Here is a 10,370-nt window from a genome sequence, read left to right on the forward strand (position 1 = left end):
CGGCCACTTTCGTATTCTCTATACAAATGGTCCACCCCGTAATTTTCAAGTGCCGTTAATTGAGAATCAAACTTTTGTTGGTGGGTGCTCACTCTCATATAGCCAATTGTCGCCATTTTTTTTTGCCTCCTTGTGTTTTTTTACATTAAGCAATGTTTTTTATTCCTAATAAATTTAATTAAAACTGTGCGAATGGTGCTCAAATAATGTCTGTCACATGCGTTTCTTTGTTTCCTATTAAAGGAAGGAAAATAAAAAGTGATACTAACTAACCAAAAAGGAAAGAGTGTTACATCAGTTGTTTGAGCGATTAGTTAGGGCGGAACACAGTATCTAAATCTGGTTCATAAAATAAATATTATTTTTTTGTTGACAACTCCTTTGACTTATTATAAACTATAGTTTTTTTAAATTCGTAAAACGTGGAGTAAGTGTGCGTGTCTAAAAAAGTGAAATGCCGTTAATTCGGGATTTCATATTTTAGATAACGTACTATTTTGACGTTTTATTTGCATTTATCAGTAACTATAGTTTTTGTTAATTCAGATTATCAGGAAAATTCAGTCGTTTTTTCTTATTGATTTCCCTGTTTATCGCGAGGGAATAAAGGGAAAGGCTGAATTGAGGTAAGAGAAAAAGAAAGAAGACAGTGAGGTCTCATATAGGGTGAAATGTCAACATAATTTCACTTTAGTGAGGTGGAGGGAGATTCAACAAATGGTCCTTAATAAATAAGGGCGAGCGGTTAAGTTTGAAGTGATAGCCAGATATTAAATACCACACAATCAGCAAAACAGACGACCTGTTGTTCTGCTAGAGAGATCGCTTAAATCATTGGCAATAAAGGGGAGATAGAATTAAACAGATGGAGAGAAGTCGAGAGTATCAAACCAATCGTGGACGGAAGAAACGAAAAACGTTGTCATCTAGAAGTTCGTCGAACCATCCAACAACCGATCGTTTAAAGAGAAGAAGTCGTTCGTCTTCTGAGGAACGCAATCATAAGCGAGAGCGTCCGTCAGAGAAACCTCCTTCTATCGGGAAGACAATCGTAAAATCTGTATTTAATGGCCTTTATTATTTAGTGGTTATTACGATTGTCGCCAGTGCGACCTTGTTCGCTCTTAACCGAGACACCAGTAAAAGTTACTTCGGGTATCGCTTTTTTACCGTTTTGACAGATTCCATGGTGCCTAAAAAAGACTCGCTACCAGGTGGTTTCCGGTCAGGAGACATGATTGTTGTCCAATCTATGGATGGTCGGGATGCTAAAGAAGGCGATATTGTGACCTTTTTAGTAGGGGATTCCCAAGATAAGTTCTTAACCCATAGAGTGGTTAAAACCATGAAGGAGTTAAATGGGGAAGAAGGTGACTTCGTAATTACACGAGGTGATGCCAATAATACCGATGATCCGCCCTTTAGTGCCAAAAAAATTGTTGGGAAAAAGATTTTTATGATTCCCAATGTTGGCTTTATTGCTGAATTTGTCCGTGAAAACATTTGGATTTGTTTGGCTTTTATCCTTGGGTTATTAGGATTTTTACTAGTGTTACGGTATTACTTCTTTTCAGATGGTTCAACTAAGCAGCCATCAACGCGTTACTAGGGTATATTCTTTGGTTCTTACGGAACTGGAGTTAAATATATAAAAAATACATAGGAGGTTTTTTTCCATGAAGAAGGTAAAAAACAAAAACAAGAAAAAAATGATGGGGCTAGCCGCAGCCTTAGGTCTTGTGACATTGCTGGCTGGAACATTTGCGTGGGTCGCGTACGAAGATCAACGAATCAATAGAGTGAAAACAGCAGCGGCTGGCGACACAGTATTGAATGAGAACTGGGAAGACCCAGGTGAGATCGCTCCAGGGATGGCAGCGACAAAGGAAGTTTCTGTCACAAATACGGGAACAGCGCCAACCTTCGTTCGGATTTCATATGAAGAAGTTCTAACATATTTGAAGAGTTTAGGGGTTGAAACTCCTGCCACAAGCGGTTGGACAGTCGGGCCAGATTTACCAGTTGATATTAGTGTATCTAAAGTAGCTGATGGAGCAGGCACTCCAATTAATGGCTACACGGATATTACAGGTCAAATGACAGTGCCAGTTCCTGCTGGTGTTAAGGTATGGGGTAAAGGAGAATCTAAAGTTAATTCATCTAGTGGGTTAAGAGAAGCAAGTGTCGATTACATGATTGCCTTTGCTTATGATTCGAGTAACCCAGCTGCTGTTAAGTATCAAAAAATTGACTCAACTGTCGAAGTTGATACAACAGGTGGCGTACCAGCTGTTGGACCATTAAACACCACATGGAAATTCACACATACACCACTATCTTATCAAATCTATGCCGGTGGTACTGCTATGGCCGGGTTTGACTGGACAGATAAAAATACTTTGCTAGGTCAAAATGGTGTTAGACATGGTGTGGCATTTGATTACACTTTGACTAACTTCACACCAGCTCTAGTTGCTGATACTCGTTCAGCTGCTAATGTAACGACAATGGTGCCAGTTGCTAATGGAGATATTAAAGGAATCCAAGCCGATGACGCCATCTTAGGTAGCTCATTGATTAAAGTTAAATACGGTGATGCCATGACAACTACTGCGGCAATGGGTGCTGACAAATGGGTATATAACTCAGATGATGGTTTCTTCTACTTCACTAACACGTTAAAAGGTGGCCAAACAACACCTGACTTACTAAAAGAATTACAATATGCTCAAGGCGCAGGCGATGCGTTCAAAGGTATCACTTATGATTTAGTGGTAACAATGGAAGCTGTTCAAGCGGAATCAGCAGCTTTGCATGGTGGGTCTTCTCAATGGAACATGGACCCAAATCAACCACAAACAAAATTAGTTTTAAATCAATTATTAACGTCTGCTGGATTCCCTGCAATTCCGTAGATAAAACACTACTCAGCATGACCACTTCAAAGTGGCCGTGCTGAGTTATAACAAACAAGCAAGAAGGAAGGGTTAAAAAAATGAAAAAGGCACGAAAATGGTATCGACTAATATTAGGTATCCTGCTAATTGGAGGGCTGTTTTTCGGGAAATCCGCCGTTATTGAAGCTGCAACTCTTCCATCTGGCCTTGTCATTGCGGATGACTCTGGAATAGTCGTTTCAAGAGAAGGCGATTATTTTGTAGACATGCCAAACGTTTTACCTGGAGACGTGTACACAAAGGAGATAACCATTAGAAGCACGGATGAAAAGGAACCTTTTGATATAGGTTTGCGAGTAAAAAAGATAAGCAGTAATGGTGAGATTGACTTTAATGCCCATGTAAAGGTGTTACTGGAATTGGAAGGAAAAGAAATCTATAATGGCCCACTTTTGGGGAATGGAAAATTTGATTGGAGAAAAGAATCTTTGCCCTTAGGCAGCTATGAGTTTGGAACGGATCGGGTGTTAAAAGCCACCTTTACTGTCGACCAAAAGCTAACGGCTGAGAATTATGAAAAAGAAAGTGAAATGAAATACGAATGGAAGTTTATCGCCATGAGAGACGATAAAGTTATTGATAAGCCAAAACCAGAAGAAGAGATCAAAAAACCACTCATTAGATTACCTCAAACAGGGGAAGAGTGGCGTAATTTAATTTATAAAGTACTGGTTGGTTTTTTACTTATTCTTATTGCGTTACTGTTATGGAAACAAAAACGGCGTGAACAAGAGCGTTAACAAACCCAAATTGGAGGTGTAAGAAGGGATGAAAAAAAAGAGACGCACTCGTCAAAAAAGAACCAAGAAGCAACCCTTCAAAAAAAGCTTTTTAGTGGTGTCAATTCTTTATGCACTTGTGGTAGTCATTGGCAGTACTTATGCCTGGGTTACCATGGCAGATGAACGGATTAACCGGGTGAATTCAAATGCGATAGAAATAAAAGTAGAAGGTGATAAAAGCAATACTGTCGTCTCAGGAGGGACTGTCGCCGAGAAAAATATTACTGTTCGAAATGATTCAACAAGTGCAGGGTTTGTCAGAGTATCGTTAGAAGAAATTTTGTTGATTTTTGAAATGGATACACTTGACCGAACAGGTAACGGAAATGTCAAAGTCTATGATACGGCCGTAACACCTGCTATTGAAAAAGACGTAACGAGTTCTTGGCAAGTTGGGAAAACCTATAAGAAAAATAGCAGTACTTATTTTAAAAGTAAACAAAAAGAACAAAACAGTTTCTTATATGGCGATGTTTCTCGCGATGGAACTCTCTTTAAGTTTATTGAGTTAGAGTTTCCAACCGTTCAGACAACGCTTCAAGCGAGTAGTGATTATTGGTTGTATGAAGATGGGTACTTTTATTATTCTGAGATATTGCCTCCCAATAAAAGTGCGAGTATTCTCATTAAATCCATCAAAGGAACGCAAGATTTACCTAACATAATGAAACACACCTTCTATGGTATTGATGTAGTCGCAGAAGGGTATTCTTTGACTAATTCATCTTTAGGCCTAATGGGGTTATTGCCAACAGATTTAGCTTATCAATTATTCGAGAATCAATTAAATTAGAGAGTGGAGGACTGACCATACAATGAAGACGAAAAAAAAGCAACTTGTTATCTTCTATGTTATCTTTACGCTCTTTCTTTTAGGCATGACAAAGACTGTTCACAGTCTGATTGCGGCCCCTTTGGCAAAGGATCGTGAGACGTTTACGGTTGAAGTGGAAGATTTACATGTTCAGATTAAAGAAGAATTTCCAACAGTGAGCCAAATGAAATTAGACACTGCTTACAAAAAAGAAGTGGAGATTGAAAATAAAACCAATGGGGATATGTTTGTGCGAGTCATGATATTGCCAACTTTGGAAACCGACGAAGCCAAAGTATTTTCTCAACGACTAGGAAAAGAAGTGATCTTGACAGGAATGGACAGTAAGTGGATAGATGGACAAGATGGTTATTACTATTACACAGATGTGATTAAGGATAAAGAAAAAAGTGATTTTTTGATGAAAACCGTAAAACTAACTAATCATTCATTATCAGGAGGGAAAGAAACATTTGCCATTCAATTAAAGGTGGAGAGTGTTAATACCTCGAAAAATGGATTTGTGGAGGCGTGGTGGAATAATGCTGTTCCAGCTGTTACTAATGTACCCTACTATACCATTTTTTCGGCGTTAGATGGATTGACTCCTAATTAAAAAATCTATTGCTTAATCAAAGAAAGGAGTTTTTCTTTTGAAAAAGAAAAAAAGTAATAAGAGGAGAAAACTGGCTGTGTTGATCGTGGGATTAACGATTGGTCTAATAACTCTTTTATATAATAATCATCAGAAAGAATTCAACAAAATAACTGCTCATCCCACAAATATTCTTAAATTAGATGATGGTCTAACATCAGAATACTCTGTCAAGACAGATGCAATACAATTATTAGAGCCTAAGCTACGCAACCAGTCTCCTTTGTTTGATGACTATCTTCAAGGGGAAGAGGTTAGCCCTTTTATTGAAAAATTACACATTGAAGGTCTTGGAAGTCCTAATGTATTGAACAAGTTTGGAGTTAGTGTCCCTATAGTTTGGACGGTTGTTGGTATTGAAAAGACCCTTTCAGGTAATTTTGCGGTTCTTTTTTCTCCAGGAGGTGTGGATGCTGGTGGGGTTGTAAAATTTAGTGTATACAATAAAGATGGAAAAGAATTAGCTACAGAAATGTTTGGCTCGATGAATGATGCTGTACTGCGATTGGGAAGTGGTTTTTATGCGACTAAAGACAATTCTTATCTAGCATATATGAGTGGAAATGGCAGACAAAGTACTTACGTCCGTTTTGATGTCAATGAGAGTAATCCTAATAATATTTTGATAACTAATACTCGATTTAATAGTTTTGATAAGAACATTCAACCGATACTACCTGGTGAAACCGATGCAGGTTCGTCATCTGCTATTAGATCTCATGGAATTCGACAAGTTATTGGAGGGGTAGGTGGAACTACCGGAAATGCCACACAATTGGTTACGGGAGATGTTTATTTCTCTAGTCCAAGTGTAAGAAACGATGGAACAGTTAAAGGAAGAGTCCCCATAGGTGAAGTTTCAGTAAAAGGTTGGGAGAGCGCGACATCAGGAGCGTATGTAAACACCATGCGCACAAAATATTTACATTCACTGGAAACGGATAATCCTGATTCTACGCCAGGCGCGAATTGGACTGATATTAAGAATATGTATGTTAGTCCCACAATAGGCGTGACAAGTTCAGGATATTACTATGGTCGAGTAGACTACAATAGTTTTATTGCACCAGCTTCTAATTACAAATATTATGCTACTTTTCAAATTTTCGATAAGACTGGGAGTGGGCCAATTCAAAGCGATGGTCAGCAGTTAAGAAAAAAAATCTATAGTTATCGTGATCCTGCCAATGTGGTGACGACAACAACTGATCCCTATAAAATACTGTTGTTGTCTGAGCTAACAACGGCAACAAAGGTCTATTTTTTAAGTAATGAAGCGACAGGAACTAAATTAATTGAAGTAGATATTAACAATGGGAATCCAATTGAAAATGTTTTGCAAGTGTTTCCGAAGAATACTGTCATTAAAATATCAGAAGGAACTAGTGGAGACTTTGCATTTTATGGAACAACAACAGATATTGGTTCATCTAGTGCTTTTTATAGTAGTTTCTATAGTCAACATTTAAATAGCCCATACTACTACGTACAAGGGATAATGAAGAAAACACCAGGTTCAGGTGGTGCTGCAGATAAGTTTGAGGTAGTTTCTGTTAAGGCATTGGAAATAGATAATATTGTGAATCCTAAATTTATTGTGAATGTCGATATGCCTGCAAATGAGAAAGATCGTTTCTTTATTGGTGGAGACACACTAGATCACAGTAACTTTGTTGATCATTATCAATATTATGACTCCAATTTTGCGAAAGGTCCAATGGCAACACCTCCTACCGAAAAACATATGGCTGCATTTGCCGGTGTGCTTGCAGTGGAAGATGACTATGCGCCAGCTTTAACCGGTTTTGAAGACATAATGGTCAACATAAAAGATAGCTCTTTAAATCAACCGGGAGTAAATGCTTATAATTGGACACTTATGGATAATTGGCTAATAACTGGCACAAAAAATGGTTCTTTAGGGGATTCCAAAGCTATTAAGTTTACAGATGTAAAGGATTACGAAAATACATTGATTGCCCCAACATTAGCAGACCGGCAAAAATATGTTGGAATGCGAATTAACCGAAATATCAATAATTTGTCCGCCGATATAGACTGGAAAACATTAGGATTTGATAAAACATACCCTGGACCTCAGTTGGTAACGTATTTTACGAATGATTCACAAAATCAACAAACTGTTATTTCCAGATGGATTAATAAGATTACAGATAGGACCATAATTGATAAGGATCATTACTTAGATGTTCATGATTTTACTTATAAATTATCCGATGTAGCAGATTTATCTGATAAGGAATTAGTAAAAAAATTATCTCGTGTTATTGCTTGGTACGTAGTCGAAGAGACCAATAATGGTGTAACAAAGAAAATTGCTTATGAGGATGAAAATACTCTCACTTCGCCTCCAACCTTTGATCATACTAATGTAGTGTTCGATACGGCTCAGTTAAATGACATTCTTAATGCTAAAAAGGCTGCTCCGTATCCCTTAGATTACACCTATACAGGAACAGATGAAAAAGGAAATAAAGTGGAACTGAAAAATCGGGTAACAGTCTTTTTAACAGATTATACATTTGACGATGAAACGGGTCATGAGTACGATCCAGATCGGAAATTAGCTGTCTATGCAGATGACTATTCACTTCCACTGTATGTAGCAAAAGACGAAACAAAACAAAAGATATTTGATAATTCTAATATCAAGGTCTACGAGTTTGATAAAAACAGAAATAGTGAAGTAGATGGCAATGGGGATCCGATTACCATTACATTAGCTGATAAAACTAAGCTAGCTTCGGGAGACACACTGGAACCAGTTAGTTCATATAAGACCGCACTGAATACGGCTAATTATCCAGGTAAATTGGATATGCATGTGTACTTTAAAGGGAAAAATTCTAAAGGAGAAGAAGTAGATATCACAAGTAAATTTGTTATTACCTTAATCCCAGAAGTTCTCTTACATTTGCGTCAAGTAGTTCTAACACCTCACTCGGAAATTGTCGTTCCAACAGAAGGGTATCATGGAATAGACAATGTTAAATTGGCCGACACGTCTCAAAAAGCAGATTTACATTATCAAACGATTACGAAATCGGCCATTGAATCTGCTAACCCAGCCTTTAAGACGATTATAGTGCCGTTTGAGTTTGATTATACAGAGCCTGATTTGACGAAACAATATGGCGGCATCACCATTAAACCAGTTATTCCTGAGTATTATCAATACGATGGTCATGTTCTAACCTATACCAATATTAAACATCAATCAACATCGAAAAATAATTCAGATGTTCTATGGCCAATTATTGATGATAAGGATCATCATGAAGCGTGGGTGACGATTTATTTAAAACCAACCTTAGCGGCTGCTGATCATGCTCGTCCATACAGTTGGGACTATCAAAACAATGAGTTCAACACGGTAGTGAAGCCATAAAAGTATAGGATTAGTGCAATAAGTGGATTCTAGTTAGAATCCACTTATTGCTATTCAGAAATTGTAGCCAGTATAACACTATGAAAGTTAACACAAAATGACTAAAGGAAAGGAAAATGGCAAAGAATATGGCTCATATATCATGTGATGAATACGAAAAACTTAAGCAGTCATTAGGAGGTCTTGGTTGGTTATGGCAGAGTTACCAACGAGAAAGACCAAATGACTGGTATGAATTTAAATACCAAACAGTTTTGCGAAATTTTCTGGCTAATGATGTCGAGGGACAACTCACATCTCAAGCCCACTATAAAAGATTTCCTAAACGAGTCAAATTACCAGAAAGAGCCTATCGTGAGATGAAAGAACTTTCGGAAATATATGAAGAATTACAAGATGTATTGGAACATCCGCCCTATGGTACTAAATCTCTGTCAGAGTTGCTTAGATGAGGAGGAGGACTAAATGAAGCTTGGATATGTTCAACATAAACAAAAAAATCAGTCAAATGAGGTTGCGATTACCGAGCTGAAACAGGCATCATGTCACTCTGTTAAGGTGGAGTCTTATAAGGCCAAACATCAGGATTGGCAAAAATGGCCAGAATTTAATCGCTTGTTAGAAGATTCTCGCCCAGGCGATACAGTTGTCATTACTGAGTTAGATCAAATCAGCCGACATTATCAAGTCTGGCAAGAAATACTAAAAGAACTTGATTCTTTTAAGTTAGAGTTAGAAGTTTTAGCTCATTCACAAAATAAACTATCTGACTGGCGAAAGCTTTTCGATTATATTCAGCAAAATGTTGAAGGGGCTCAAGCGCAAGTTAAAGTTAAAAAATACAGCAAAGAACGCTCATCTGAACGCCATCAATACAGTCTGTTAGCTCGTGATGCCTATTTTAGACGAGCCTATTTGGAAATATTTAGACGAGTGATGAGCAAAGAGTCATTACGGAAAATTACCAAAGAATCTGGCGCCCCTCTTGCAACGGTCGTGAGAATTCGGAAAGACTATCAAAAATTGAAACAGACCATTTTACTGGTTGCAACATTTTTTATGACGATTATCAGTTTAAAAATGGTTCAGGCGTATTCAAGCAATCCATTTTTACAATTGGCGATTTGTGGCGTCATGACCTTATTAATCGTCTACTTCACTTACTCTGACACTTTGGCAGATAAATGAGGAATTAGCTAAGAAAATTTATTTAGGAGCGAAAACATGAGACAGACCCCCATTCAACTAGGCGATTTATACGTCTGTCGGTCAGACTTGTTTCAACATGACTTTATTGGTCAAGTAACGATGATTATGACTCATTCCTGTATCGTGGAGGTCCTTCAATGCGATCAACAAGATCAGGCTAAATCCCAAGAATACTTACAGCGACTTGTCGTCAGCTTCCATCATATGACAGTATAGAATGTGAAGTAACTAATAAGAAAGAAGGCCAAACATGCTAACCATTGAATCCATTATGTTATCAGAAGCCGCCTTACTAAATGGCGGAAGTTTTGTCTTAGTTAAGGCCGAGCCTGTCCAACACCCAACTGAAGGGCCTGCCGGGACCCTTTTAACCGTCGCCTTGACCGGGCGGGAGTATACCAAAATCACAGTCGAGGTAATTGATAAAATTGCGTGTGCCGCCTTTAACACTCCGGAGATCAAAGAAATCACCTTCACTAATTTTTTAGGCCATTTTAGCCCTCAACCTGATGGCAGTCATTTATTTACAGCAACCGCGGATCAG

Annotated in this window: 11 protein-coding genes; 10 read left to right on the forward strand and 1 reads right to left on the reverse strand. The window is 38.0% G+C overall.

Annotated elements, in window-relative coordinates; genetic code table 11:
• A partial coding sequence (locus I6N95_RS26710) for a recombinase family protein (protein ID WP_209533214.1) occupies positions 1 to 116 on the reverse strand: 116 nt, incomplete at its 3' end.
• Positions 117 to 865: 749 nt separating this feature from the next.
• Here I6N95_RS26710 and I6N95_RS26715 point away from each other — a divergent pair.
• The 10 genes from I6N95_RS26715 to I6N95_RS26760 form a co-directional block, all read left to right on the forward strand.
• Positions 866 to 1,609, forward strand: a complete 744-nt coding sequence (locus tag I6N95_RS26715; RefSeq protein WP_209533193.1) for a signal peptidase I — start codon at positions 866 to 868, stop codon at positions 1,607 to 1,609.
• 67 nt (positions 1,610 to 1,676) lie between these two features.
• Positions 1,677 to 2,915 (forward strand): hypothetical protein, encoded by a 1,239-nt coding sequence (locus I6N95_RS26720; RefSeq protein WP_209533195.1) that lies wholly within the window; start codon positions 1,677 to 1,679, stop codon positions 2,913 to 2,915.
• Between the two features lie 80 nt (positions 2,916 to 2,995).
• Positions 2,996 to 3,697, forward strand: a complete 702-nt coding sequence (locus I6N95_RS26725; RefSeq protein ID WP_209533197.1) for a cell wall protein — start codon at positions 2,996 to 2,998, stop codon at positions 3,695 to 3,697.
• Between the two features lie 28 nt (positions 3,698 to 3,725).
• Positions 3,726 to 4,532 carry a hypothetical protein gene (locus I6N95_RS26730; RefSeq protein WP_209533199.1) on the forward strand — a complete coding sequence of 269 codons (807 nt, stop codon included), beginning with the start codon at positions 3,726 to 3,728 and terminating at the stop codon, positions 4,530 to 4,532.
• A 22-nt stretch (positions 4,533 to 4,554) separates the two neighbouring features.
• The gene (locus I6N95_RS26735) at positions 4,555 to 5,169 is read left to right on the forward strand and encodes a hypothetical protein (protein WP_209533201.1); all 615 of its coding nucleotides are present in this window, start codon (positions 4,555 to 4,557) and stop codon (positions 5,167 to 5,169) included.
• A gap of 37 nt (positions 5,170 to 5,206) precedes the next feature.
• The gene (locus tag I6N95_RS26740) at positions 5,207 to 8,617 is read left to right on the forward strand and encodes a hypothetical protein (protein WP_209533204.1); all 3,411 of its coding nucleotides are present in this window, start codon (positions 5,207 to 5,209) and stop codon (positions 8,615 to 8,617) included.
• 116 nt (positions 8,618 to 8,733) lie between these two features.
• On the forward strand, positions 8,734 to 9,069 hold the full coding sequence (locus tag I6N95_RS26745) for a hypothetical protein (protein ID WP_209533206.1): 336 nt from the start codon (positions 8,734 to 8,736) through the stop codon (positions 9,067 to 9,069).
• 13 nt (positions 9,070 to 9,082) lie between these two features.
• A complete protein-coding gene (locus I6N95_RS26750; protein WP_209533208.1) occupies positions 9,083 to 9,805 on the forward strand; it encodes a recombinase family protein in 723 nt (240 codons plus the stop codon).
• 36 nt (positions 9,806 to 9,841) lie between these two features.
• The gene (locus I6N95_RS26755; RefSeq protein ID WP_209533210.1) at positions 9,842 to 10,042 is read left to right on the forward strand and encodes a hypothetical protein; all 201 of its coding nucleotides are present in this window, start codon (positions 9,842 to 9,844) and stop codon (positions 10,040 to 10,042) included.
• Between the two features lie 34 nt (positions 10,043 to 10,076).
• A partial coding sequence (locus I6N95_RS26760) for a hypothetical protein (protein WP_209533212.1) occupies positions 10,077 to 10,370 on the forward strand: 294 nt, incomplete at its 3' end.

This window comes from Vagococcus allomyrinae, from assembly GCF_017829975.1.
In the GTDB taxonomy this organism is placed as follows: Bacteria; Bacillota; Bacilli; order Lactobacillales; family Vagococcaceae; genus Vagococcus_D; species Vagococcus_D allomyrinae.

Coding starts and splice junctions, on each gene's coding strand:
- I6N95_RS26715 (WP_209533193.1), top strand. CDS start 866: ATGGAGAGAAGTCGAGAGTATCAAACCAATCGTGGACGGAAGAAACGA.
- I6N95_RS26720 (WP_209533195.1), top strand. CDS start 1,677: ATGAAGAAGGTAAAAAACAAAAACAAGAAAAAAATGATGGGGCTAGCC.
- I6N95_RS26725 (WP_209533197.1), top strand. CDS start 2,996: ATGAAAAAGGCACGAAAATGGTATCGACTAATATTAGGTATCCTGCTA.
- I6N95_RS26730 (WP_209533199.1), top strand. CDS start 3,726: ATGAAAAAAAAGAGACGCACTCGTCAAAAAAGAACCAAGAAGCAACCC.
- I6N95_RS26735 (WP_209533201.1), top strand. CDS start 4,555: ATGAAGACGAAAAAAAAGCAACTTGTTATCTTCTATGTTATCTTTACG.
- I6N95_RS26745 (WP_209533206.1), top strand. CDS start 8,734: ATGGCAAAGAATATGGCTCATATATCATGTGATGAATACGAAAAACTT.
- I6N95_RS26750 (WP_209533208.1), top strand. CDS start 9,083: ATGAAGCTTGGATATGTTCAACATAAACAAAAAAATCAGTCAAATGAG.
- I6N95_RS26755 (WP_209533210.1), top strand. CDS start 9,842: ATGAGACAGACCCCCATTCAACTAGGCGATTTATACGTCTGTCGGTCA.